General features: G+C 71.1%; 21 protein-coding genes. 9 read left to right on the top strand and 12 right to left on the bottom strand.

Features of this window, described 5'->3' with window-relative positions; all coding sequences use genetic code 11:
* Positions 1 to 123 precede the first annotated feature (123 nt).
* On the top strand, positions 124 to 465 hold the full coding sequence (locus NUT86_RS22750; protein ID WP_018089958.1) for a WhiB family transcriptional regulator: 342 nt from the start codon (positions 124 to 126) through the stop codon (positions 463 to 465).
* Positions 466 to 702: 237 nt separating this feature from the next.
* Here the strand turns inward: NUT86_RS22750 and NUT86_RS22755 are convergent, their stop codons facing one another.
* Both NUT86_RS22755 and NUT86_RS22760 read right to left on the bottom strand, forming a co-directional pair.
* Positions 703 to 2,109, bottom strand: coding sequence for an ArsA family ATPase (locus tag NUT86_RS22755; RefSeq protein ID WP_018089959.1), 1,407 nt, complete (start codon positions 2,107 to 2,109; stop codon positions 703 to 705).
* Positions 2,106 to 3,164 carry an ArsA-related P-loop ATPase gene (locus NUT86_RS22760; protein ID WP_018089960.1) on the bottom strand — a complete coding sequence of 353 codons (1,059 nt, stop codon included), beginning with the start codon at positions 3,162 to 3,164 and terminating at the stop codon, positions 2,106 to 2,108. Before NUT86_RS22760 ends, NUT86_RS22755 begins: the two co-directional genes overlap by 4 nt.
* A gap of 208 nt (positions 3,165 to 3,372) precedes the next feature.
* Here NUT86_RS22760 and NUT86_RS22765 point away from each other — a divergent pair, with 208 nt between their 5' ends.
* The 4 genes from NUT86_RS22765 (at position 3,373) to NUT86_RS22780 (ending at position 5,899) form a co-directional block, all read left to right on the top strand.
* Positions 3,373 to 3,534, top strand: a complete 162-nt coding sequence (locus tag NUT86_RS22765; RefSeq protein WP_003975360.1) for a DUF4177 domain-containing protein — start codon at positions 3,373 to 3,375, stop codon at positions 3,532 to 3,534.
* Positions 3,531 to 3,995 carry a RidA family protein gene (locus tag NUT86_RS22770; protein WP_148589799.1) on the top strand — a complete coding sequence of 155 codons (465 nt, stop codon included), beginning with the start codon at positions 3,531 to 3,533 and terminating at the stop codon, positions 3,993 to 3,995. The genes NUT86_RS22765 and NUT86_RS22770 overlap by 4 nt, the downstream gene beginning before the upstream one ends.
* A 123-nt stretch (positions 3,996 to 4,118) precedes the next feature.
* Complete coding sequence (locus NUT86_RS22775) at positions 4,119 to 5,066, top strand: NUDIX hydrolase (protein ID WP_018089962.1); 948 nt, start codon at positions 4,119 to 4,121, stop codon at positions 5,064 to 5,066.
* A complete protein-coding gene (locus NUT86_RS22780) occupies positions 5,063 to 5,899 on the top strand; it encodes an MBL fold metallo-hydrolase (protein WP_109891411.1) in 837 nt (278 codons plus the stop codon). Before NUT86_RS22775 ends, NUT86_RS22780 begins: the two co-directional genes overlap by 4 nt.
* A gap of 86 nt (positions 5,900 to 5,985) precedes the next feature.
* Here the strand turns inward: NUT86_RS22780 and NUT86_RS22785 are convergent, their stop codons facing one another.
* Both NUT86_RS22785 and NUT86_RS22790 read right to left on the bottom strand, forming a co-directional pair.
* The gene (locus NUT86_RS22785; RefSeq protein WP_274737363.1) at positions 5,986 to 6,795 is read right to left on the bottom strand and encodes a nucleotidyltransferase; all 810 of its coding nucleotides are present in this window, start codon (positions 6,793 to 6,795) and stop codon (positions 5,986 to 5,988) included.
* 139 nt (positions 6,796 to 6,934) lie between these two features.
* Entirely contained in the window at positions 6,935 to 7,609 is a 675-nt protein-coding gene (locus NUT86_RS22790; RefSeq protein ID WP_006604164.1) for a Crp/Fnr family transcriptional regulator, read from the bottom strand.
* Positions 7,610 to 8,054: 445 nt separating this feature from the next.
* On the opposite strand from NUT86_RS22790, the gene nth reads away from it, so the two are divergent.
* The 3 genes from nth to NUT86_RS22805 are packed head-to-tail and all read left to right on the top strand — an operon-like array spanning position 8,055 to position 11,064.
* Positions 8,055 to 9,068 (top strand): endonuclease III, encoded by a 1,014-nt coding sequence (gene nth / locus NUT86_RS22795; protein ID WP_274737368.1) that lies wholly within the window; start codon positions 8,055 to 8,057, stop codon positions 9,066 to 9,068.
* A gap of 54 nt (positions 9,069 to 9,122) precedes the next feature.
* Positions 9,123 to 9,851: an NUDIX hydrolase gene (locus NUT86_RS22800; protein WP_018089966.1), complete on the top strand. Its 729-nt coding sequence runs from the start codon at positions 9,123 to 9,125 to the stop codon at positions 9,849 to 9,851.
* 13 nt (positions 9,852 to 9,864) lie between these two features.
* Entirely contained in the window at positions 9,865 to 11,064 is a 1,200-nt protein-coding gene (locus tag NUT86_RS22805) for a MarP family serine protease (RefSeq protein ID WP_018089967.1), read from the top strand.
* 92 nt (positions 11,065 to 11,156) lie between these two features.
* On the opposite strand, the gene NUT86_RS22810 is transcribed toward NUT86_RS22805, so the two are convergent.
* The 7 genes from NUT86_RS22810 to NUT86_RS22840 form a co-directional block, all read right to left on the bottom strand.
* A complete protein-coding gene (locus tag NUT86_RS22810; RefSeq protein ID WP_078518634.1) occupies positions 11,157 to 11,354 on the bottom strand; it encodes a hypothetical protein in 198 nt (65 codons plus the stop codon).
* 237 nt (positions 11,355 to 11,591) lie between these two features.
* On the bottom strand, positions 11,592 to 12,530 hold the full coding sequence (locus NUT86_RS22815; protein ID WP_127152288.1) for an alpha/beta fold hydrolase: 939 nt from the start codon (positions 12,528 to 12,530) through the stop codon (positions 11,592 to 11,594).
* Positions 12,527 to 12,985 (bottom strand): phage holin family protein, encoded by a 459-nt coding sequence (locus tag NUT86_RS22820; RefSeq protein ID WP_018089969.1) that lies wholly within the window; start codon positions 12,983 to 12,985, stop codon positions 12,527 to 12,529. Before NUT86_RS22820 ends, NUT86_RS22815 begins: the two co-directional genes overlap by 4 nt.
* A gap of 44 nt (positions 12,986 to 13,029) precedes the next feature.
* Entirely contained in the window at positions 13,030 to 14,424 is a 1,395-nt protein-coding gene (nhaA, locus tag NUT86_RS22825) for a Na+/H+ antiporter NhaA (protein ID WP_274737372.1), read from the bottom strand.
* A 468-nt stretch (positions 14,425 to 14,892) separates the two neighbouring features.
* Positions 14,893 to 16,857 (bottom strand): acetate--CoA ligase, encoded by a 1,965-nt coding sequence (gene acs, locus NUT86_RS22830; RefSeq protein ID WP_159487070.1) that lies wholly within the window; start codon positions 16,855 to 16,857, stop codon positions 14,893 to 14,895.
* A gap of 149 nt (positions 16,858 to 17,006) precedes the next feature.
* Positions 17,007 to 19,337 carry a bifunctional SulP family inorganic anion transporter/carbonic anhydrase gene (locus NUT86_RS22835; RefSeq protein WP_274737374.1) on the bottom strand — a complete coding sequence of 777 codons (2,331 nt, stop codon included), beginning with the start codon at positions 19,335 to 19,337 and terminating at the stop codon, positions 17,007 to 17,009.
* Between the two features lie 489 nt (positions 19,338 to 19,826).
* Positions 19,827 to 20,813, bottom strand: a complete 987-nt coding sequence (locus tag NUT86_RS22840; RefSeq protein ID WP_159487066.1) for an ATP-binding protein — start codon at positions 20,811 to 20,813, stop codon at positions 19,827 to 19,829.
* Positions 20,814 to 20,914: 101 nt separating this feature from the next.
* On the opposite strand from NUT86_RS22840, the gene NUT86_RS22845 reads away from it, so the two are divergent.
* Complete coding sequence (locus NUT86_RS22845; RefSeq protein ID WP_093642313.1) at positions 20,915 to 21,799, top strand: oxidoreductase; 885 nt, start codon at positions 20,915 to 20,917, stop codon at positions 21,797 to 21,799.
* A gap of 369 nt (positions 21,800 to 22,168) precedes the next feature.
* On the opposite strand, the gene NUT86_RS22850 is transcribed toward NUT86_RS22845, so the two are convergent.
* A complete protein-coding gene (locus tag NUT86_RS22850) occupies positions 22,169 to 23,062 on the bottom strand; it encodes an HAD family hydrolase (protein ID WP_018089975.1) in 894 nt (297 codons plus the stop codon).
* Positions 23,063 to 23,486: the final 424 nt, after the last annotated feature.

Genomic DNA, 23,486 nt, shown 5'->3' on the forward strand with positions numbered 1-23,486 from the left:
CAAGATTGGGCCCGAAGGGGGTGTTGCGCCCTGCCTGCCTTCCGTAACGTCCTCAACTGGCAACGGTGAATATGCCGCTTGCCGCCGTGGGGGAGCCTCGATTCGGGAGAGGACGGCGCCAGCATGGGCTGGGTAACCGACTGGAGTACGCAGGCAGCGTGCCGCACCACCGATCCGGATGAGCTGTTCGTTCAAGGGGCGGCGCAGAACCGCGCCAAGGCGGTGTGCACCGGATGTCCGGTGCGCACGGAGTGCCTGGCCGACGCCCTGGACAACCGGGTGGAGTTCGGCGTGTGGGGCGGAATGACCGAACGCGAGCGGAGGGCGCTGCTGCGTCGCCGCCCGACCGTGACGTCATGGCGCCGGCTGCTGGAGACAGCGCGTACGGAATATGAGCGCAGCACGGGCATTCTGCCGGTGGACTGTGACGACGACGCCTTCGACGAGTTGGCCGCGGTGGGATAGCGGCGGGCAGCGGCCGGGAGAAGTCGGCCGAGAAGGTTCGGTTGATGGCGCGGTCTGATCGGTCAGCAGACGCAACGTGCCGTCGGTGACGGTGATTTCCACCGGAGTTGGAGGCATGGATGGGGGGCGGGCGCGCTGATCAGCGCGCCCCGTGAAGACATGGTGAGACGCCTGGCGGGTGCGTGGTGAACCGCGCCGTGCCGCTGGGCGGATGGCTGAACCGGCCGTGCGTACGGCTCAGTCGTCGGTGTTCGTGAGGTCCTCGGTGTCCGTGGGGTTCAGCGCCAGGCGGTCGCCGATGGCACGCAGCCCTGCGAGGTCATGGACATCGCCGGGCAGCGCGGCGACCTCCGTCACCGGAACCTCGGGGTGCAGCGTGGTGAAGCGGTCCCGCGTGCGCCGTTCGCGAGCGAGGACCTGCATACGCTCTGCGTGCAGTCGTAGCAGCCCGGCGGCCAGTTGCGCCGCTGAGGCCGATGTGGGTGTCACTTGCTCCGCCGCGGCAGCGGGGGAGAGGCCGCCGGCGGTACGTGATCCAGCCTTCCCGCCGTCGAGATCCACAATGCCGGTGGCTTCAAGATTATTTTCTGTGCGGTCGGGGGCGGGACCGGCCGCGGATTCCGGGGCCGACTCCGCCTCCGCTTCGGTGTCCGCGGGGGCGTCCGCATGCGTGTCCTCCGCCATGCGGTCCGTGAGGGCCTCGGCGGCGGCCAGTGCGCGCTCGGCGCTCAGTTGGGCGGCGCCGCTGCCGTGCACACGGTTCAGCACCAGGCCGGCCAGCGGCATCTGCTCGGCGGCCAGCCGCTCGACGAAGTACGCCGCCTCGCGCAGGGCGTCCCGCTCCGGCGCGGCCACCACGAGAAATGCCGTACCGGGCGCCTGCAGCAGGCGGTAGGTGGCGTCCGCGCGGGTGCGGAAGCCGCCGAACATGGTGTCCATCGCGGCCACGAACGTCTGCACATCGCGCAGCAGTTGGCCGCCCATGAGCTTGCTGAGGGTGCCGGTCATCATCGACATGCCGACATTGAGGAACTTCATGCCGGCCCGGCCGCCGACCTTCGCCGGTGCCATCAGCACCCGGATGAACTTGCCGTCCAGGAAGGAGCCCAGGCGCTTGGGCGCGTCCAGGAAGTCCAGTGCGGAGCGGCTCGGAGGGGTGTCGACGATGATCAGGTCCCACTCGTCGTTCGCGCGGAGCTGGCCCAGCTTCTCCATGGCCATGTACTCCTGTGTGCCCGCGAAACCGGCCGACAGGGACTGGTAGAAGGGGTTCTCCAGGATCGCGCGGGCCCGGTCGGCGTCCGCATGGCCCTCGACGATCTCGTCGAAGGTGCGCTTCATGTCCAGCATCATCGCGTGCAGTTCGCCGCCCGCGCTCTCGTCGACGTCCTTGACCTGACGCGGGACGTTGTCGAGCTCGGAGATGCCCATGGACTGCGCCAGCCGCCGGGCCGGGTCGATGGTGAGCACGACGACCTTGCGGCCGCGCTCGGCGGCACGCACACCCAGCGCCGCGGCGGTCGTGGTCTTGCCGACGCCGCCCGAACCGCAGCACACCACGATGCGGGTGTGCGGGTCGTCGATCAGCGCATCGACCTCGAGCCGCGGGGCCGAGGCGTCCAGCGTCGTGGTGTCCGAGGTCATATGGGCCCCTGTTTCCGCAGGTCTCTCGCCAGGTGGTAGAGCCCGGCGAGGTCCACTCCCTCGGGGAGCAGCTCCAACTCGTAGGTGGGCAGGCCGATGGCGGTCAGCTCGGCGTGCTCGGCGCGCTCCAGCTCGACCCGCTCGGCGTGTTCGCGTGCCTGCTCCAGCAGGGGGTCGATCAGCCGGTCGGCCAGGCCGCCGCGGCGGGCGCCGCCCAGACCGGCCTGGGAGAGCGCCTTGGCGACGCCCGCACGGGCGCCACGGGCGGCGATGTCGAGATCGCCGTTGTCCAGCAGCGCCGGGCGGGTCATGTTGATGACGATGCCGCCCACGGGGATGCCGGCGGCGCGCAGCTCCTCGACCCCGTCGGCGGTCTCCTGGACGGGCATCTCCTCCAGGAGCGTCACCAGATGCACCGCGGTCTCGGGCGACTTGAGGACCCGCATCACGGCCTGTGCCTGATTGTGGATCGGGCCGATCTTCGCCAGACCGGCCACCTCGTCATTGACGTTCAGGAAGCGGGTGATGCGGCCGGTCGGCGGGGCGTCCATCACGACCGCGTCGTAGACGAACTTGCCGTTCTTGTCCTTGCGGCGCACCGCCTCGCACGCCTTGCCGGTCAGCAGGACGTCCCGCAGGCCCGGCGCGATGGTCGTGGCGAAGTCGATGGCGCCGAGCTTCTTCAGCGCCCGGCCCGCGCTGCCCAGCTTGTAGAACATCTGGAGGTAGTCCAGGAGGGCGCGTTCGGCATCGATGGCGAGGGCGTGGACCTCGCCGCCCGCCCGTCTCCCGCCACTGCCGCGCGCGGAGTCCCCACCGGATTCCGCGCGGGGCGAACCCCACGGTGAGGCCCCTTCCGATGCGGGACCCACCGCGATCTTGCGTTCCTCGTAAGGAAGCGCTTCGGTCTCGAACAACTGGGCAATGCCCTGTCGGCCCTCGACCTCGACCAGGAGGGTACGGCGCCCCTCGGTGGCCAGGGCGAGGGCGAGGGCAGCGGCGACCGTGGTCTTGCCGGTGCCGCCCTTGCCGCTGACGACATGGAGCCTGCTCACGCCAAGGAGCCTAACCAGTCCGCGTCCCGGCTACGCACGGGATACGCCTGGGAAGCCCCGGATATCTGCCCCTGATCCCTCCGGGGCGGGTCGGGGATGCTCCCTAGGGGCCCGGCGGCCGGGCCGTTGAACGCCGTCCGGGACGGGTACGGGCGGGCTGTGGCGGACGGGGTCCGCGGCGGCCGTGGACAGGCATTACGCTCGGCCCATGACCAAGTGGGAATACGCGACCGTGCCGCTGCTCGTGCACGCGACGAAGCAGATTCTGGACACCTGGGGCGAGGACGGCTGGGAGCTGGTCCAGGTCGTTCCGGGCCCGAACAACCCCGAGCAGTTGGTGGCCTACCTGAAGCGGGAGAAGCAGGCGTGAGCGCGGCGGAGGAAAAGATCGCGGCGCTCGGCCTCAAGCTGCCGCAGGTCGTGCCGCCGCTGGCCACCTACCAGCCCGCGGTGCGCTCCGGCGCCTATGTGTACACCTCCGGCCAGCTGCCGATGGTGGACGGCGCGCTGCCGGCCACCGGCAAGGTCGGCGCCGAGGTCAGCCCGGAGCGGGCCCAGGAACTCGCCGCGACCTGCGCGCTCAACGCGCTGGCCGCCGTGAAGTCCGTCATCGGCGACCTCGACAGGATCCAGCGGGTCGTGAAGGTCGTCGGCTTCGTGGCCTCCGCGCCGGACTTCACCGGCCAGCCGGGTGTCCTCAACGGCGCCAGCGAGCTGCTGGGCGAGATCCTCGGCGACAAGGGCGTGCACGCCCGGTCCGCGGTGGGCGTGGCGGTGCTGCCGCTCGACGCGCCGGTCGAGGTCGAGATCCAGGTCGAGATCGCCGAATAGGCACCCGTAGGAACGCCGGCACCCGTAGTGCGTGCCGTGTGCCGGAGGGCCCCTCGTCAGCAGGGGCCCTCCGGCGCGAAAGAGGCCCTCGAACATCCGCGCGCGAGCGCATAGCATCCGGCCATGTCGTCCACGACCAATGGCCAGTGGTACCCGCCGGAGTGGCCGGACCGTATCCGGGCGCTCGCGAACGGCGAGCTGACCCCCGCCGAGCCCCGGCGGGCCGCGACCGTCCTGCTGCTGCGGGACTCCGACTCCGGCGGCCCCGCCGTCCACATGCTGCGCAGACGCGCCTCCATGGCCTTCGCCGGAGGCGCGTACGCCTATCCGGGCGGGTCCGTCGATCCCCGTGACGAGCGGCCGGTGGCCTGGGCCGGCCCGTCCCGCGCCCAGTGGGCGGTCCGTATGGGTGTCGACCCGGCCACCGCGCAGACCATCGTCTGTGCGGCGGTCCGCGAGACGTTCGAGGAGGCGGGGGTGCTGCTCGCCGGTGCCTCGGCCGACACGGTCGTCGCGGACACCACGGGCGAGGACTGGGAGGCGGACCGCGCCGCCCTGGTCGCCCATGAGCTGTCCTTCGCCGACTTCCTGGGCCGGCGCGGTCTGGTGCTGCGCTCCGATCTGCTGGGCGCCTGGGCCCGCTGGATCACCCCGGAGTTCGAACCGCGGCGCTACGACACCTGGTTCTTCGTCGCCGCGCTGCCCGAGGGCCAGCGCACCCGGAACGCTTCCACGGAGGCGGACCGTACGGTGTGGATCCGGCCGGCGGCGGCCGCGGCCGGCTATGACCGTGGTGAGCTGCTGATGATGCCGCCGACCATCGCGACCCTGCGCGGGCTCCAGCCGTACGCCACCGCCGCCGACGCGCTGGCCGCCGCGGAGGCCCAGGACCTGACGCCGGTGCTGGCCCGGGCCCGCCTCGTGGGCGGCGAGATCGAGCTGAGCTGGCCGGGGCACGATGAGTTCACCAAGCACATCACACAGACGGACGCCGGTACCGGTGCCCCTGGGGGCGGCGAGCCCGACGGGTCCACGGACGGCGCCGGCCCCTCGGGAGGGACCCCCACATGACCGATGCAGCCGCCCTCCCCGGTCAGCCCCGCGGCGGAGTGATCTCGGGGCCCGCGACCGCGCGCGCCCAGTGCGTACTGGCCCCGAACCCCTCGCCGATGACGCTGGACGGCACCAACACCTGGATCGTCGCCGAGCCGGACTCCGACCTCGCCGTCGTCATCGACCCCGGGCCGCTCGACGAGACCCATCTCCGCGCCGTCATCGAGACCGCCGAGCGGGCCGGCAAGCGCATCGCGCTGACCTTGCTGACCCACGGTCACCCGGACCACTCCGACGGCGCCGCCCGCTTCGCCGAGCTGACCGGCTCGTCCGTACGGGCGCTGGATCCGGCGCTGCGCCTGGGCGACGAGGGGCTCGACGCGGGCGATGTCATCACCACCGGAGGCCTGGAACTGCGGGTGGTGCCCACCCCGGGCCACACCGCGGACTCGCTCTCCTTCCATCTCCCGGCCGACCGCGCGGTGCTCACCGGCGACACGATCCTGGGGCGCGGCACCACCGTGGTCGCGCACCCCGACGGCCGGCTGGGCGACTATCTGGACTCGCTGCGCCGGCTGCGCTCCCTCACGGTCGACGACGGGGTCGCGACGGTCCTGCCGGGCCACGGGCCGGTGCTGAACGACGCCCAGGGGGCGGTGGAGTTCTATCTGGCGCACCGGGCGCACCGGCTCGCCCAGGTGGAGACCGCGGTCGAGGCCGGCCATCGCACGCCCGCCGAGGTCGTCGCGAGCGTGTACGCCGATGTGGACCGCTCCCTGTGGCCGGCCGCCGAGCTGTCGGTACGGGCGCAGCTGGACTATCTGGGCGAGCACGGGCTGATCGAGGACTGACGGCGGCGCGGACCGGCCGGCGGGCCGCCCCGGGGCGATTCCTCGGGGCCGGCCCTCGCAGTCGCCGAGAGGCCCCGTCAGCGCGCCTACGGGCGGGGAGCCTTCGCCCCGTGGACGGCCAGATATTCGTCGGCCAGCCAGGGGGCGAGGCCGGAAAGCAGCTCGTCCAGCAGCTGCGGGTACGCGGCGGGCGTCCGGGCGGCGCGGGCCGCGGCGCGCATCTGGCCGGCGTGCGCCGGGTAATAGCGGCCGAACACCTCGGCGGACTCGGTGAGATCGCTCGTCCAGCCGCCCCAGCGCGGCATGACCAGGGTGAATCCGGTACGGACGAGCCGGCGCGCCACACCCCGGGTCAGCCGGGTGCGCTCGGCTTCCGTGGTGGCCGCCGCGGCCTTCGCGCGCAGACCGGGCAGGCCGCGGAAGAGGTCGCCGTTGGTCTCGCGGGCGAGGAGCGAGGTGGGGCGGTAGCGGGGCAGCCGAGCGGCGAGATCGGGACCGCTGAGCGGGGTGCACAGACAGGCGACGAACCACGCCAGGTCGTACCGCTCCGGCTCGCTCATCACCTGGTCCACACCGACCAGCAGGATTCCGACGCCGTTGACCTGGGGGAAGGCCGCATCGAGGCCGTCCTCGACGGCGCGGGCGGCGGCCCGGTCCGCCTCGGTGGGCTCCTGACGCAGGGCGAGCAGCGCATCGAGGTCGGAGGTGCCGGGGACGGCGGTGCCGCGCGGGATGCTGCCGTAGAGATAGCTGCTGTGCAGCCGGCCGGGGCCGAAGTGGTCGCCGAGCCGCGCGCCCAGCTCCGCCACGACGGGCGCGAACTGCGCGGACACCCGGTCCAGGGACCCCTCCCGCAGGAAGCAGCCGTCGCGGTCCAGTCCGGTGCCGTGGGTCATGGCGTCACCATGGCGAGGCCGCCGGCGGTCCGGCGAGCCATTTACGGGCCCGCGGGGCCATGGGGCCTCCGCCGGGCCCGCGCGGCCATGACGAAGGGCCCCGCCGGAGCGGGGCCCTTCCAGGCTGTCTGCGAGCCGGTCAGCGCGAGCGCTTGGCCAGCCGCTCGACGTCCAGCAGGATCACAGCGCGCGCCTCCAGGCGCAGCCAGCCGCGGCCCGCGAAGTCCGCCAGCGCCTTGTTGACCGTCTCGCGGGAGGCGCCGACCAGCTGGGCCAGCTCTTCCTGCGTCAGGTCGTGGACGACGTGGATGCCTTCCTCGGACTGCACGCCGAAGCGGCGCGACAGGTCGAGCAGGGCGCGTGCCACGCGGCCCGGTACGTCCGAGAAGACCAGGTCGGACATCTGGTCGTTGGTCTTGCGCAGTCGGCGGGCGACCGCACGCAGCAGGGCCGTGGCCACCTCGGGGCGGGCGTTCAGCCAGGGCTGGAGGTCGCCGTGGCCCAGGCCGAGGAGCTTTACCTCGGTGAGGGCGGAAGCCGTGGCCGTACGGGGGCCGGGGTCGAAGAGCGAGAGCTCACCGATCAGCTCTCCCGGGCCGAGGACGGCGAGCATGTTCTCCCGCCCGTCGGGGGAAGTGCGGTGCAGCTTCACCTTGCCCTCGGTGACCACGTACAGGCGGTCGCCGGGGTCCCCTTCGTGGAACAGGGCGTCGCCGCGGGCGAGCGTGACCTCTCCCATAGAGGCGCGCAGCTCGGCCGCCTGCTCGTCATCGAGCGCCGCGAAGAGCGGTGCGCGCCGCAGAACGTCGTCCACGAGATCTCTCCTTGTCGACATGCTCCGGGGGACTGTGGTCCCCATCATGCCGGAATGCAAAACAGTGCGATCAATCACAAGTTTGCCGGACCGGTGCCCCGAGCCATAAGGCAGGGGGCCGATTGGGGTCAGGATTCACAGCGATCAAGCCGGATGTCAGTGGCTGGCCTTAGTCTGGCCGAGTGTCCAATACGCCGGTGAGAGCAGAGGACTGGGGGGCCGGACGAGTGAGCGCAGGGCGTGATTCCGCTGTGGGCGAACAGCCGTCCGGCCGCACACCGGATTCGGATAAAAGTAACAAATCGCTCTCCGGGGTGACGCCCCACCGGAAGCCGCCCGTCCGGAAATCCGGCGCGTCGCGCCCGTCGGCGCAGGACACGACCGTGCAGACCGCCGCGAGGAAGACTCCGGCAGGCAAGACCTCGGCAGGGAAGAAGGCCGCTCCGTGAACGCAACCCCCGAGAAGCCGGCGGCGGCCAAGAAGGCCGTCACGAAGACGGCTGCCGCGAAGAAGGCCGTCACCAAGAAGTCCACCGCGGCCACCGAGCAGGCCCCCGCCAAGAAGACGGCCGCCAGGAAGACCGCCCCGGCCAAGCAGGCGACGGCGAAGAAGGCCACGGCGAAGAAGACCGCAAAGACGGCCGCCGGGCAGGCCCCCGCCAAGAAGGCCGCCGCGCGCAAGCCCGAGTCCCGGGTCGCCATGGTGCGGCGGGCCCGCCGGATCAACCGTGAGCTGGCCGAGCTGTATCCGTACGCCCACCCCGAGCTGGACTTCACCAACCCCTTCGAGCTCCTGGTCGCGACGGTCCTGTCCGCGCAGACCACCGACCTGAGGGTCAACCAGACCACTCCGCGCCTCTTCGCGGTCTGCCCGACGCCCGAGGACATGGCGGCGATGCCCCCGGAGAAGCTGGAGGAGCTGATCCGGCCGACCGGTTTCTTCCGGGCCAAGACGAAGTCGCTGATCGGCCTGTCGGCGGCGCTCCGCGACCGTTTCGGCGGCGAGGTGCCGGGCCGCCTGGAGGACCTCGTCACCCTCCCCGGGGTCGGCCGCAAGACCGCGAATGTGGTGCTGGGCAACGCCTTCGGTGTCCCGGGCATCACCGTCGACACCCACTTCGGCCGTCTGGCGCGCCGCTTCGGCTGGACCACCGCGGAGGATGCCGAGAAGGTCGAGGCGGATGTCGCCGAGATCTTCCCCAAGAGCGAGTGGACGATGCTCTCGCACCGGGTCGTCTTCCACGGCCGCCGCGTCTGCCACTCCCGCAAGCCCGCCTGCGGAGCCTGCGCCATCGCCCCGCTGTGCCCCGCGTACGGCGAGGGCGAGACGGACCCGGAGAAGGCCAAGAAGCTGCTGAAGTACGAGCTGGGCGGCCAGCCGGGGCAGCGGCTGAAGCCCCCGGCCGACTATCCGGGACAGCCCGCGCCGCCGATGGCGCCCCCGGTGGCCGCTTCCTGACGACCGCCCGCCCAGAGGTGACCGACGATCGACGCCAGGCCTGAGGGGGCGCGTATGAGGAGTGCACGGGAGCAGCAGTACGGCAAGGAGGCGGACGCCGGAGAGCCGGCGTCCGGCCGGGAGGCGACGGTCACGGCCGAGGGCCTGCCCGAGTGGCTGGACCCGGTGGCCCAGGTGGCCGCCACCATCGAGCCGCCCCAGCTCAGCCGCTTTCTGCCGCCCGAGAGCGGTGGCCGGCAGTCCGCGGTGCTGATCCTCTTCGGCCACGGCCCCCGCGGCCCCGAGCTGCTCCTGATGGAGCGCGCCGGCACCCTTCGCTCACACGCCGGCCAGCCCTCCTTCCCCGGTGGCGCCCTCGACCCGGAGGACGGCGACCCGGAGGGTTCCGGTCCGGTACGGGCGGCGCTGCGCGAGGCCCAGGAGGAGACCGGCCTCGACCCCTCCGGTGTGCAGGTTTTCGCCGTCCTGCCGCGGCTCTACATCCCCGTCAGCGGCTTCGTGGTGACGCCCGTCCTGGGGTGGTGGCGCCGGCCGAGCCCGGTCGGCGCGGTCGACCAGGCGGAGACCGCCCGGGTGTTCACGGTTCCCGTGGCGGATCTCACGAACCCGGCCCATCGCGTGACAACCCGCCATCCCAGCGGCCACATCGGTCCTGCGTTCCTTGTCGAGAACGCCCTGGTCTGGGGGTTTACGGCCGGAGTCATCGACCGGATCCTGCACTACGCGGGCTGGGAGATTCCGTGGGACCGTGACAAGGCGGTCCCGCTCGACTGGCGCTCGTGAGACGGTGTCCGGCGTGAACGTCCTGGACATCCTGTTGCTGGTCGCGGCCGTGTGGTTCGCGATCATCGGCTATCGGCAAGGCTTTGTCGTCGGCATCCTGTCCGTGATCGGCTTCCTCGGAGGCGGTCTGATCGCGGTCTATCTGCTGCCCGTGATCTGGAACGAGATCACCGGCGATGCCACCCCCGGCACCTTCGCGGCCATCGCGGCCGTCGCCATCGTGATCGTGTGCGCATCCGTGGGCCAGGCGTTCACCACCCACCTGGGCAACAAACTGCGCCGCCACATCACGTGGTCACCGGCGAGAGCGCTGGACGCGACCGGCGGCGCGCTGGTCAACGTCCTGGCGATGCTGCTGGTCGCCTGGCTGATCGGCTCGGCGTTGGCCGGTACCTCCCTGCCGACCCTCGGCAAGGAGGTCCGTAACTCCAAGGTGCTGCTCGGGGTGTCCCGGGTGATGCCCCAGCAGGCCGGCACGTGGTTCGCGGACTTCTCCTCGGTCCTCGCGCAGAACGGCTTCCCGCAGGTCTTCACGCCGTTCTCCAACGAACCGATCACCAATGTGCCGGCGCCCGATCCCCGGCTGGCCACCAGCCCGGTCGCGGCGCAGGCCAAGCGCAGCATCGTCAAGGTCGTCGGCACGGCTCCCAGCTGCGGCAAGGTCCTCGAAGGCAGCGGCTTCGTCTTCGGCCGGCACCGCGTGATGACCAACGCCCATGTCGTCGGCGGGGTGCGCGAGCCGACCGTCCAGGTGGGCGGCGAGGGCCGTACGTACGATGCCAAGGTCGTGCTCTACGACTGGCGGCGCGATATCGCGGTCCTGGACGTGCCCTCGCTGGACGCCCCGGCGCTGCAGTTCACCGGCGCGGACGCGGACAGCGGCAACGGCGCCATCGTCGCCGGCTTCCCGGAGAACGGCGGCTATGACGTCCGCGCCGCCCGTGTCCGCGGCCGTATCCAGGCGAAGGGCCCGGACATCTACCACCGCGGCACGGTCGGCCGCGATGTCTACTCCCTCTACGCCACGGTCCGGCAGGGCAACTCCGGCGGCCCGCTGCTCACCCCGCAGGGCAAGGTCTACGGTGTCGTCTTCGCGAAGTCGCTGGACGACTCGCGCACCGGCTATGCACTGACCGCCGACGAGGTCCGCGAGGACGTCACCAGGGGGCGCGCGGCCCAGCAGCAGGTCGACAGCCAGGGCTGCGCGATCTAGGGGGTGCCACCCCGGTCTGCCGGCGGGTCACTGCCGGGTCCGCCGGCGGGACGCGGGGGAAGGATCCCGCGCCCCGTCAGCGGGCCGGGAATTCAGGTACGGGGATGGCGTAGCCGCGCGCTCATCCAGCGCGCTCTGCGGCGCAGGATGCGCGGGATCCCCATCGGGTGCGTCGGGTCGGGGGATTCGCCGGACCTGAGGTCCGGGGTTCCCCTTTCCTGAGTACCCACTGCAGCGGCACTGCTGCGGCGGTTGCGTGCCACGTCACGGTAGTCGTGCGTCCAGCCCATACCCTCGACTCTGCCCGTGCCCCAAGGTCCGTAACCGCCCCGGGGACCGCCAATTGGCCTATGCGCCGGGCAAGTGGCTGTTCGTCATACGCGCGTTCGAGCGCGGTGCGGAGGGGCTCCGCTGAGCGGTTCGGGGAGCCCGCTCAGCGGTCCGCGGGCCTACGGGCGAACCGGTTCGCGCGGCGGGTTCAACGGTCCGTTCCGGGGGCGTCATTGCCCCTCCCGGGCCGAGCCTCGTCACCGGTCCGGTTCCGGGTCCTTCAGCCAGTTGATCAGCTCGGTGGAGAACGCCACCGGGTCCTCCTCGTGCGGGAAGTGCCCCAGGCCGTCGAACAGCCGCCAGCGGTACGGCGCCTCCACGTACTCGCCGGAGCCGGCCGCACTGCGCGTGCGCATCACCGGGTCGAGCGAGCCGTGCAGATGCAGCGTCGGGACCCGTACGGGCATCTTCATCCGGCGGTTGAACTGGAGACCGTCGGGGCGGGCCATCGACCGGACCATCCAGCGGTACGGCTCGATCGAGCAGTGCGCCGTCGAGGGGATGCTCATCGCCCGCCGGTAGACCGCCAGCGCCTCGTCCTCCGGCGGCCGGGGGCCGGACCAGTCGCGGATCATCCGGCCCACCAGCGCCGCGTCGTCCGCGGTCAGCGCGCGCTCCGGCAGCCAGGGCCGCTGGAAGTTCCAGATGTGCGAACTCCGGGCGCTCTGCCGGACGTCGGCCAGCATCGCCGAGCGCCAGCGGCGCGGGTGCGGCATCGAGGACACGGCCAGCCGGCGCACCAGCTTGGGCCGCATCACCGCCGCCGTCCAGGCGAGATAGCCGCCCAGATCGTGCCCGACGAGCGCGGCGTCCGGCTCCCCCAGGGACCGTATGACGCCGGTGATGTCCAGGGCGAGGTTCGCCGGGTCGTAGCCGCGCGGGGTGCGGTCGCTGCCGCCGACGCCGCGCAGATCCATGGCGACCGCGCGGAAGCCCGCGTCGGCGAGCGCCGGCATCTGATGCCGCCAGGTCCACCAGAACTGCGGAAAGCCGTGCAGCAGCAGCACCAGGGGGCCGTCGCCCATCTCCGCGATGTGGAAGCGGGCGCCGTTGGCCGCGACATCGCGGTGCGACACCTCTCTCCCGCCGGGGATGTCGATCCGTACGACCGACGCGGTGCTGTCAGGGGCTGTCATACCGATGAGCGTGTCACAGACTCCAGCACCGGGTGCTCCACGGGCGCCACGCGCGGGTGCGGCTTGGCCTTCTGGAGTACGGCCGCGGTCTCCTTGGCGGAGTTGATGGACTTCTCCGGCTTCTTGATCTTCTTCATCTTGGCCATCGCGATGAGGGCCAGCAGCCCGGCGAGGACCAGGAAGGCACCGCCCACGATCAGGAAGGACCAGGCGAGCCCGAGGCCGAGGTTGTGGATGCCGTACGCCGCCGCGAAGCTCAGCACCGGCAGCGCGAACAGCGCCAGCGCGCCGGCCACCATGAACGCGGCACTGCCGATGCCGGCGCGCTTGGCGTCCTGCCGGAACTCCGCCTTGGCCAGCGCGATCTCGTCGTGCACCAGCGCGGACATTTCGGCCGTGGCCGTGGCCACCAGCTGTCCGAGGCTGCGGTCCGTGCCGTCGTGCACTGCGCTCATCGCCGTCTCCCTCATCTCTTCACCCGGATGCAAAGCCTCTCAGATCATGCCGGACCATCGTCTCCGGCATGCGTGCCGGAGGCCACTTCGGCAAGCCGCCGGTGCTCGGCGGCCTTGGCTTCGTGGATTGCCGCCATCCGCAGGTGGTACTCCGGCTTGTCGAGTTCGTAGATGTCGGGGATGCCGTCCTGGTCCTCGTCCCGCTCCTCGTCCTCGCACAGCTTCTTGTACTTGGTGTTGCGGACCTTGAGGAGGATGCCGGCGAAGACGGCCGCCAGCAGCGAGCCGATCAGCACCGATGCCTTGATCTCGTCGGTCAGCACCAGGTCCCCGGCGAAGGCGAGTTCGCCGATGAGCAGGGAGACCGTGAAGCCGATGCCGGCCAGGGAGGCGACGGCGAAGACATCCGGCCACTTCAGGTCGGGGTTGAGCTCGGCCCTGGTGAAGCGGGCGGTGCACCATGTGCCGCCGAAGATGCCGAGCGCCTTGCCCACCACCAGGCCGAGCACGACCCCGAGCGTCTCCGGCCGGGTGAAGACCTCATGGACCGCGCCGCCGGATATGGACACGCCCGCGGAGAAGAGGGCGAACAGCGGCACGGCGAGGCCGGCCGACAGGGGGCGGACCAGATGCTCGATGTGTTCGCCCGGGGACTGTGTCTCGCCGTCGCGCCGGGTGCAGCGCAGCATCAGGCCCATGGCGACGCCGGCGATGGTGGCGTGCACCCCGCTGTTCTCCATCAGGCCCCAGATGACCAGGGCGAGCGGGACGTAGACGTACCAGCCGCGGACGCCCTTGCGCAGCAGCAGATAGAAGATCACCAGGCCGGCGGCGGCGAGGCCGAGCGCCAGAAAGTCGATCTTCGAGGTGAAGAAGATCGCGATGATCAGGATCGCGAAGAGGTCGTCGACGACGGCGAGGGTGAGCAGGAAGGCGCGCAGCGCGGCGGGCAGGGACGTTCCGATGACGGCGAGGACGGCGAGCGCGAAGGCGATATCGGTGGCGGTCGGGACCGCCCAGCCTTGCAGCGAGCCGCCGCCGATGCTGTTGACGGCGAAGTAGACGAGCGCCGGCATCGCCATCCCGCAGAGGGCGGCGACCACCGGGAGCGCAGCCGCCTTGGGGTCCCGGAGCTCGCCGGCGACCAGTTCGCGCTTGAGCTCGATACCGGCGACGAAGAAGAAGACCGCGAGCAGCCCGTTGGCGGCCCAGTGCTGGACGGACAGGTCCAGGCCCAGCGCGGCCGGTCCGAGATGGAAGCCGCGGACCGCCTCATAGCTTCCGCCGAGGGTGTTTGCCCAGATCAGAGCCGCTACGGCGGCGACGAGGAGGAGGATGCCGCCGACGGTTTCGGCGCGGAGCGCCTCCGCGATGAAGTTCCGCTCGGGCAGGGACATCCGTCCGAGGAACGGGGCGCGACGGTTTCCGGGGCCGCTCATGCGCCGGCCTCACTGCGCTCGACGGGGCGGTATGCGCGCAGCACACGCTTCTTGATCGTTGGGTTGCTCGGCGCGCTCACTCGGTGACCTCCGGCTTTCGGCAGCTGTGTACGGCTGTTGCAGTTGCCGACCAGACTTCCCGGCGCACCCAGAGTTTTAGCGTGTCATTGACGCGTGTCCCACTGTACCGGGCGGGTGCAAGCTGCTATCCGGTGGCCTCACTTTACGGTCAATCCGGGCGTCGGGCCGCTGGAGAGGGACGGGCCGCGGCCGGGGCGTTGCCCGTCGCGCGTGGCTGATGGGCAGGTGGGCCGCCGGGGCACGAGGAGCCGGGTCACGGTAAGCCGGGCCACGACAAGCGGGCCACGACAAGCCGGGGCACGACGAGCCGGGCCCACGACAAGAGGCCCCACGGCAAGGGGGCACCCGGCCGCGCCGGCCGGATGCCCCCTGCGCCTTCCGTCCTGCTCAGTCCTCGCTGGCCGCGCTCGGCAGCTTCGCCTGGATCAGGTCCATGACCGAGGAATCGGTGAGGGTGGTGACATCACCGAGGTCGCGGTTCTCGGCGACATCGCGCAGCAGCCGCCGCATGATCTTGCCGGAGCGGGTCTTGGGCAGCTCCGCGACCGGCATGATCCGCTTGGGCTTGGCGATCGGGCCGAGCTGCTGGGCGACATGGGCGCGCAGCTCCTCGACCAGGCCCTCGTCCTCCGCCGCACCGCCGCGCAGGATGACGAAGGCGCAGATGGCCTGGGTGGTCTGCGGGTCTGCGGCGCCGACGACCGCGGCCTCGGCCACCTTCGGATGCGAGACCAGCGCCGACTCCACCTCGGTGGTGGAGATGTTGTGGCCGGACACCAGCATCACGTCGTCCACCCGGCCGAGCAGCCAGATGTCGCCGTCGTCGTCCTTCTTGGCGCCGTCGCCGGCGAAGTACTTGCCCTCGAAGCGCGACCAGTACGTGTCGAGATAACGCTGGTCGTCGCCCCAGATCGTGCGGAGCATGGCCGGCCAGGGCTCGGTCAGGACGAGGTAGCCGCCGGCGCCGTCCGGGACCTCGCGCGCATCGTCGTCCACGACGGTCGCGGCGATACCGGGCAGTGCCACCTGGGCCGAGCCGGGCTTGGTCGCCGTGACGCCCGGCAGCGGGCTGAGCATCATCCCGCCGGTCTCGGTCTGCCACCAGGTATCGACGATGGGTGTCTTGTCGGCCCCGATGTGCTTGCGGTACCACATCCATGCCTCGGGGTTGATCGGCTCGCCCACCGATCCGAGGACGCGCAGCGACGACAGGTCGAACTTCGCCGGGATGTCGTCGCCCCACTTCATGCAGGCGCGGATCGCGGTCGGCGCGGTGTAGAGGATCGTCACGCCGTACTTCTGCACGATCTCCCACCAGCGGCCCTGGTGCGGGGTGTCGGGCGTGCCCTCGTAGAGCACCTCGGTCGCGCCGTTGGAGAGCGGGCCGTAGGTGATGTACGAGTGGCCGGTCACCCAGCCGACGTCGGCGGTGCACCAGAAGACGTCGGTCTCCGGCTTCAGGTCGAAGACCGCGTGGTGGGTGTACGACACCTGGGTGAGGTAGCCGCCGGTGGTGTGCAGGATGCCCTTGGGCTTACCCGTCGTGCCGGAGGTGTAGAGGATGAACAGCGGGTGCTCGGCGTCGAAGGCCTCGGGCGTGTGCTGGTCGCTCTGCCGCTCGACGATCTCGTGCCACCAGACGTCCCGGCCCTCGTGCCAGTCGATGTCCTCCTGGCCGGTGCGGCGCACGACCAGGACGCTGCGGACGTTCTCCGTACCGGGCTTGGTCAGGGCGGTGTCGACGGCGGGCTTGAGGGCGGAGGGCTTGCCGCGGCGGTAGCCGCCGTCGGCGGTGATCACCACGCGGGCGTCCGCGTCATTGATACGGGTCGCCAGGGCGTCCGCGGAGAAGCCGCCGAAGACGACGGAGTGCGGGGCGCCCAGGCGCGCACAGGCCAGCATGGCGATGACCGCTTCCGGAATCATCGGCAGGTAGATGGCGACCCGGTCGCCGCTGCGCACACCCAGCTCGGTCAGCGCATGGGCGGCCTTGGAGACCTCACGCTGGAGCTCTGCGTAGGTGATCGCGCGGGTGTCGCCGGGCTCGCCCTCGAAGTGGAGGGCGACCCGGTCGCCCAGGCCGTTCTCCACATGCCGGTCCACGCAGTTGTAGGCGACATTGAGCTTGCCGTCGGCGAACCACTTCGCGAAGGGCGCGTTGGACCAGTCGAGGGTCTGGGTGGGCGGGGTCTCCCAGGACAGGCGTTCGGCCTGCTCGGCCCAGAAGCCCAGCCGGTCTGCCGCGGCCTGCTCGTACGCGGCAGCCGTGACGTTGGCGTTCGCGGCCAGATCGGCGGGCGGCGTGAACCGCCGCTCCTCCTTGAGCAGGTTGGCCAGGCTTTCGTTGCTCACAACTTCTCCCATTCCCAGGGCGTCCGATGTGTCCCCAGGTCATAGCTCATCAGCCCGCGCCGGGCCCTGACAAGGGCTGTGGACAAATATTGGTGTAGACCTATCAGTTCGCGGTCCGTGCCAGGGCTGTTGAGGGGAAGCTGCGCAGGTCAGACCGTGGCCGGCGCCGCTTCGCCGCGCACCGCGCAGAACCGCCCGGCGGCCTCGTCGAGCACATATGCCTGGGCCTCACCGACATGGAAATACATGCCGTGCAGGGCGAGCGTGCCCTCGGCCACGCGGCGGGCCACACACGGGTGTGCCCGGAGGTGGTCGAGCTGCTGCATGACGTTGACGAGCGCCAGCCGCTCCTGGTCGTCGCCCACCGGCCGCCCGCTGAGAGCGACTTCGCCCCGGCCCAGCCGTCCGATGCGCTGCATCCGGGCCAGGCTCGGCCGGCCGTGCCGCAGCCAGCGGGCGAGCGGGGTCGGCTCGGCGTCTTCCGGTGCGGCGGCGCCCAGCAGCGCCGCCATGGCGCCGCACCCCGAATGCCCGCACACCGTGATCGAGCCGACCCGCAGTACTTCCACCGCGTACTCGATCGCTGCCCCTACGGAGTCGCAGGAGGCGTCCGAGCCGGGCGGCGGCATCAGATTGCCGACATTGCGCACGGTGAACAGATCGCCCGGCCCACTGGACGTGATCATGCTGGTGACCAGCCGGGAGTCGGCGCAGGTCAGAAACAGCTGGGTGGGCCGCTGGCCCTCGCGCGCCAGCCGGGACAGCTCCTCGCGCACCAGCGGAGCCGTATGGCGCTGGAACGCGGAGACCCCGCCCAGCAGTTGGCTGCCGCTGCTCTCCGGGACCGCCGCCCGGTCCTGGGCGGGCCGGGTGCAGTGATGGTTGCGCCAGGGCGTCCACGGCCGGCAGGAGTGCGCACCGGCCTCCGCGGCGATCGGCCGGCCCGAGCGGCCGCCGAGGGTCACCCGGCCGCCGTGCGCCCGGTGGGCGGCCGACCAGGACTGCAGCGCCTCGTAGGCGGCATGATCCATGAACGAGCCGCACAGCTCGACGACGACATCGGTGTGCGCCGGCACCTGCGCCAGCGCCCGGGTCAGCCGCGGCACCGCCAGAAACGTCAACTGCCCGCTGACCCGCACCCGGTGGCCGTCGGCCTCCTCCGTGACCGTGATACGGGTGTGCGTCAGCCGGCGCAGCGCCAGGAAGACCGCGACCGCGATGCCCGTCACCACACCCTGGAGCACCCCGAAGAGGACGACGCCGCCCAAGGTGGCGGCATACACCGGGAATTCGCGGTGCCGCTGCACATGCCGGATGTGCGCGAAGCTCACCATCCGTACGCCGACGATCATCACCAGTGCGGCGAGCGCGGCCAGCGGGATCATCTCCAGCGCCGTGGCCAGCAGGCCCGCGCACAGCAGCACCCATACGCCGTGCAGCACGGTGGCGCGTCGGGTGACCGCACCCGCCCGCACATTGGCCGAGCCGCGCATCGCGCCCCCGGAGACCGGCAGCCCGCCCAGCAGCCCGGAGACGGTATTGGCCACACCCTGGCCGGCCAGCTCACGGTTGAGCCGCGCACGCCCCGTGGGAGCGTCCGGCCGCTCGGCCGCCAGCCGGTCCACGGCCAGCGCCGACAGCAGCGACTCCATGCTCGCGACCAGGGTGACGGTCAGCACCGCGGCGGCAAGAGCCGGAAGGGACCCGTCCGGAAGTACCGGCAGTTCGGGCGTCCGCCAGGACGGCAGCTCCACCCGCGCCACCTCCGTCCCCGCGCTGACGGCCGTCGCGGCGAGCACGGCGGCCAGCGGGGCGGGCAGCACCCGCGCCCACCGCCCGACGCGGCCCGGCAGCCGTCCCCAGCCGAGGAGCACGGCGACGGTGACGGCGCCGATCAGCAGCGCGACGGTGTGCGGGTGCGCCAACTGGCCGGGCAGTGCGGCGGCGTTGTCGAGCGCCGAGCTGTCCGGGCTGCCGCCGAGCACCACATGGAGCTGGCCGAGGGCGATGGTGGCCCCGATGCCGGCCAGCATGCCGTGCACGATCGCCGGACTGATGGCCAGCGCCGCACGGGCCACGCGCAGTGCGCCCAGGGCGAGTTGGGCGAGTCCGGCCAGCACCGTGATGGCGCAGGTGGCGCGCCAGCCGTAGCGCTGCACCAGATCGGCGGTGACCACCAGGAGGCCGGTTGCCGCGCCGGTCACCTGGAGCGGGGCGCCGCCGAGCAGACCGGCGACGATCCCGCCGACGACCGCGGAGACCAGACCGGCCTGGAGCGGGGCGCCGGTGGCCAGGGCGAGGCCCAGGGACAGCGGGACGGCGAGCAGGAAGACGACGGCCGAGGCGGAGAGGTCACGGCGGACGGCCCGGCCCCTCTTCGGACGGGTGCCGTGCCCCGAGGGCATACGGGGGCCGGGAGCGATTTCGGTGGGGTGCGGTGTGCGCGGCGGCTGCGGCGGCGACTTCTCGGTCTGCGACATTCCCGTCTCCTCCGGGGCGACGCGGTCGCGCGGGGCGCGATCGTGGGGCGGCGGTGTACTGCGGCGGGACGTGAGCCGACCGGCGGTCGTCGCTGTTGGGTGACGGTCCGGTGACTCTCAAGCTTCGGTAAATGAACCGTAATGAGAGGTAAAGGTAAGGAGAAGCTTTTGCAGGCATTCGCCGCAATCCTTCCCCCTATCCGGTGAACAGGGTGACTTTCGTCTTGTGGTTTTCCGCTCTTTTCTTCGTGCGGGAAGGTGTGTGCGCGGTGATTTCGATGCACCCCTCGGAAGGCGCTCACCGGTGCCGTGAATGAGGGGCCGGCTGCTCAGCCGCGACGCAAAACGGGCTGCGGCCCGGCTTACTCGCGGGCGCTGCCGGCGGGGCGGACACCGAAAAGCGAATGGGCGGGCGCCGAAGGGCGGCTGGGCGGCGTACCTCCCCCATGCCCTCCGGGCCCGCCCGCGCCGTCCGGCAGGTCAGGCAGGTCAGGCGGGCTGTGGTGTGGCCGCGCCCTCGGAGAGCACGAAGGAAGGATCGACCTGAGCGGCGAGGTCGACCCCGGTCTTCGCATTGCCCCAGCTCTCCGCGTTCTTCAGGTGGAAGTGGACCATCTGCCGGGTGTAGCGCTCCCAGTCGCGGCGCCCGTAGGCGGCGTCGGCCGTGTGATGCAGCGTTTCCAGGGCGTGCCGGTTGGCCTCCTCCAGGTGGGCGAAGCGGGCCGGGCGGCCCTTCTCCATGGCACGCACCCAGTCGGAGTGGCCGACGGTCACCAGCAGATCGTCGCCGGCCTCGTCACGAAGGAACGCCAGGTCCTCCGGGCCCTGCACCTTGTTGCCCACGACCTTCAAGGGGACGCCGAAGTCCCGTGCGTACTCCTTGTACTGGCGGTAGACGGCGACGCCCTTACGGGTCGGCTCGGCCACCAGGAAAGTCATGTCGAAGCGGGTGAACATCCCGGAGGCGAAGGAGTCGGAACCGGCCGTCATATCGACGACGACATACTCCTCACGGCCGTCCACGAGGTGGTTCAGGCACAGCTCCACGGCACCGACCTTGGAGTGGTAACAGGCCACACCGAGATCGGCCTCGGTGAACGGCCCGGTCGCCATCAGCCGCACGGCGGCTCCGTCGAGGTCCACCGTCCGGACGCAGGCGTCGTAGACGGGGTTGTCCTCGCCTACCCGCAGCAGTCGCGAGCCCTCGCCAGGAGGGGTGGTCTTGATCATTGATTCGGAGGACGGGATCCGGGGATTGCTGCCGCGCAAGTAGTCCTTGATCAGCGGCAGATGGGCACCCATCGCGGGAAGCGCGGCGGCCTCCGCCTCGTCGAGGCCGAGGGCGGCGCCCAGATGCTGGTTGATGTCGGCATCCACGGCGATCACGGGGACCCGGGAAGCGGCGAGATGCCGGATGAACAGGGAGGACAGGGTGGTTTTGCCACTGCCGCCCTTGCCTACGAAAGCGATCTTCATGTTCACCAAGGGTAATCTTGATCTCGCTCCGGGTGACAGAGCTGGGTGAGGAAGACCACTCCTTCGAGGGGTCCGGCCTGGTGGTGCGTAGGGTCGTACCCATGGCTGGAATCTCCCGGGGGACGCCCCCCGAACCCCCGCAAGCGAGCGCCGACCCGCTCGTGACCCTGGCCTCGCTCCCGGGAGTCGCCGACTCCGTGGACTCCGTACGCAAGGGCGTCGACCGGGTCTACGGGCACCGGGTCATGCGACGCCGCAGCAATGAGGTGACGTCCGAGGCGGCGCTGCGCGGAGCGCGCGGTTCCGCGGCCCTTTCGGGGGCCGACTGGGCGCTCGAAGAGGTCCGGCGCCGCACCGACTTCGGCGTCGAGGGCGAACCGCGTACGGTCGGCGCGGCCCTGCGGCTGACCGCCGAGGCCGGGCAGCTGCTCAGTGTGTGGCGGCAGTCGCCGCTGCGGGTGCTGGCACGGCTCCACCTGGTGGCCGCGTCAGGCGCGGGCCGAAGTGCCGATGAGCCCGGCCGTGCGGCAGACGACACGGTGGGGCGGCCCCGGCTGGGTGCCGAGCCGGTCGACGAACCGCTCATCGAGCTGCCGCTGCCGGGTGCCGACGAGGTCGCCGGGCGGCTGGACGGGCTGGCGCGGCTGCTCCTCGCGGGCAGCGAGGCGCCGGCGCTGGTGACCGCGGCGGTGGTGCACGGCGAGCTGCTCGCCCTGCGGCCGTTCGCCACTTGTAACGGGCTGGTCGCGCGGGCCGCGGAGCGGATCGTGCTGGTCGGCAGCGGACTGGACCCGAAGTCGATCTGCCCCGCCGAGGTCGGGCACGCCGAACTGGGGCGCGCGGCGTATGTCGCGGCCCTGGAGGGCTATGTCTCGGGCACCCCGGAGGGCGTCGCGGCGTGGATCGCGCACTGCGGACGCGCGGTGGAGCTCGGTGTACGGGAGAGCACCGCCGTCTGTGAGGCGCTGCAGCGCGGCGCGGCATAAGGGGCGACCGGGCGAAACCCTTTGGGTGGCGCTCGAAGAATTCCGGAAGGATTGCTTCATTCGGCCCTGAACAAGAGATGCGGCGGTACCAATCTGTGGTACCGCCGCTGGCATGTCCGCCGGGTTACCATGCGTGCTCGAATATTTGCCCATCAGGTCGGAATCTTCGTCCGGTTACCTGGTGCGGCTGGCCCGCAATCGACGGGTCGACGTCGCGTGGGTGCCCGGCATTCATGCATCGGTCCGTGGGCCACTTCCTGCGTTAAAGGTGTTCCTCTCGGATGTCCTTGGTCTCGCGGGCCGTTAAGTCCTTTGTACTACTCGGGCGGGGGAAGCGGAACCCCGTGCCCCAGATCTTTACGTTTGACTTCAAACGCGGGCATTGCGGGCGGTGCGGCCGCTCCGGCCAATAAGGAGGCGAGGCTTTGTGGTTTTCCTCCGGCTCGCGTACCAGACGAGCGTCGCGGTGGCCATGGCCGCGCCCGCCGCGGCCATGACGGCGAGCACCGGCCGCGAGGGCATCGACAGTGCCGGCAGCCGCTGCTTGAGCGGGACCGGCCGATTGAAGGAGAGAACCGGCCAACCCCGCGCGACCGCCTCGCGGCGCAGCGCCCGGTCCGGGTTGACGGCGAAGGGGTGGCCGACCGCCGCGAGCATCGGGACATCGGTGGCCGAATCGCTGTAGGCGTAGCAGCGGTCGAGGTCGTAGCCCTCGGACGCGGCAAGCTCCTGGACGGCCTCCGCCTTGGTCGGGCCGTAGGCGTAGTACTCCACCTCTCCGGTGAAGCGGCCGTCCTCGCCGACGACCATGCGGGTGGCCACCACCCGGTCCGCGCCCAGGAGTTCGCCGATCGGTTCGACGACCTCGGCACCCGAGGTGGAGACGATCACGACGTCCCGTCCCGCGGCATGGTGCTCCTCGATGAGTGAGGCCGCCTCGTCATAAATGATGGGGTCGATCAGATCGTGCAGCGTCTCGGCAACGATCTCCCGCACCTGGGCCACGTCCCAGCCGCGGCACAGTGAGGAGAGATATTCCCGCATCCGCTCCATCTGATCGTGGTCGGCGCCGCCCGCCAGGAACACGAACTGGGCGTACGCAGTGCGCAGTACGGCCCGCCGATTGATCAGGCCGCCTTGGTAGAACGACTTGCTGAAGGTCAGCGTGCTCGACTTAGCAATGACGGTCTTGTCCAAGTCGAAGAACGCGGCAGTACGGGGAGTCGAGTGAGGCACGGAGTGGTTTTCCACGGGGGTGAGCATAGGCGCCCACCATTCGGCGTAAGGTGTGGCGCGTGGGTTTGCCTGAGAAGGCTCTCGGGTACACCATGGAAGTCACGGATCGTTCGCGACCGTGCTAACCCGGTCCGGCTCCTCCCCCCCCGAGTCGGCCGTGGGGACGACCCCCGCTCTCCCCCCCGGCGGGGGTCGTCGCATGTCCGGATGCATTTTCCGGCACCGGACGCTGATCCACACTTCTCCTTGCCCGCGCGGCGCCCGCTGTCCCGACGCTCCCGTGCCATTACTCACCGTAGTTGAAGCGCTGCTCTGAGGAAGGCCCCCTTGGGCCCCAGAAGTAGCCGCCCGTCGCTGGAATAGGTGACAGGGATATTCACAGCCGCGGAGTTGTCCACAATTTCGGGTCAAGATCCACAAGATTTTCCCGATCGCTGCAACGTAAAAGTCC

The sequence above is a fragment of the Streptomyces sp. G7(2002) genome, from assembly GCF_028870195.1.
GTDB classification, from domain to species: Bacteria; Actinomycetota; Actinomycetes; order Streptomycetales; family Streptomycetaceae; genus Streptomyces; species Streptomyces nigrescens.

What these genes read in the sequence shown, in the direction of transcription:
- NUT86_RS22785 (WP_274737363.1), bottom strand. Translation starts at nt 6,795, where the DNA reads ATGACCCACGGCACCGGACTGGACCGCGACGGCTGCTTCCTGCGGGAG.
- NUT86_RS22765 (WP_003975360.1), top strand. Translation starts at nt 3,373, where the DNA reads ATGACCAAGTGGGAATACGCGACCGTGCCGCTGCTCGTGCACGCGACG.
- NUT86_RS22755 (WP_018089959.1), bottom strand. Translation starts at nt 2,109, where the DNA reads ATGACCTCGGACACCACGACGCTGGACGCCTCGGCCCCGCGGCTCGAG.
- NUT86_RS22820 (WP_018089969.1), bottom strand. Translation starts at nt 12,985, where the DNA reads ATGAGCGCAGTGCACGACGGCACGGACCGCAGCCTCGGACAGCTGGTG.
- NUT86_RS22845 (WP_093642313.1), top strand. Translation starts at nt 20,915, where the DNA reads ATGGCTGGAATCTCCCGGGGGACGCCCCCCGAACCCCCGCAAGCGAGC.
- NUT86_RS22775 (WP_018089962.1), top strand. Translation starts at nt 4,119, where the DNA reads ATGTCGTCCACGACCAATGGCCAGTGGTACCCGCCGGAGTGGCCGGAC.
- NUT86_RS22815 (WP_127152288.1), bottom strand. Translation starts at nt 12,530, where the DNA reads ATGACAGCCCCTGACAGCACCGCGTCGGTCGTACGGATCGACATCCCC.
- NUT86_RS22810 (WP_078518634.1), bottom strand. Translation starts at nt 11,354, where the DNA reads ATGGGCTGGACGCACGACTACCGTGACGTGGCACGCAACCGCCGCAGC.
- NUT86_RS22780 (WP_109891411.1), top strand. Translation starts at nt 5,063, where the DNA reads ATGACCGATGCAGCCGCCCTCCCCGGTCAGCCCCGCGGCGGAGTGATC.
- NUT86_RS22835 (WP_274737374.1), bottom strand. Translation starts at nt 19,337, where the DNA reads ATGTCGCAGACCGAGAAGTCGCCGCCGCAGCCGCCGCGCACACCGCAC.
- NUT86_RS22800 (WP_018089966.1), top strand. Translation starts at nt 9,123, where the DNA reads ATGAGGAGTGCACGGGAGCAGCAGTACGGCAAGGAGGCGGACGCCGGA.
- nhaA (WP_274737372.1), bottom strand. Translation starts at nt 14,424, where the DNA reads ATGAGCGGCCCCGGAAACCGTCGCGCCCCGTTCCTCGGACGGATGTCC.
- NUT86_RS22840 (WP_159487066.1), bottom strand. Translation starts at nt 20,813, where the DNA reads ATGAAGATCGCTTTCGTAGGCAAGGGCGGCAGTGGCAAAACCACCCTG.
- NUT86_RS22750 (WP_018089958.1), top strand. Translation starts at nt 124, where the DNA reads ATGGGCTGGGTAACCGACTGGAGTACGCAGGCAGCGTGCCGCACCACC.
- NUT86_RS22850 (WP_018089975.1), bottom strand. Translation starts at nt 23,062, where the DNA reads ATGCTCACCCCCGTGGAAAACCACTCCGTGCCTCACTCGACTCCCCGT.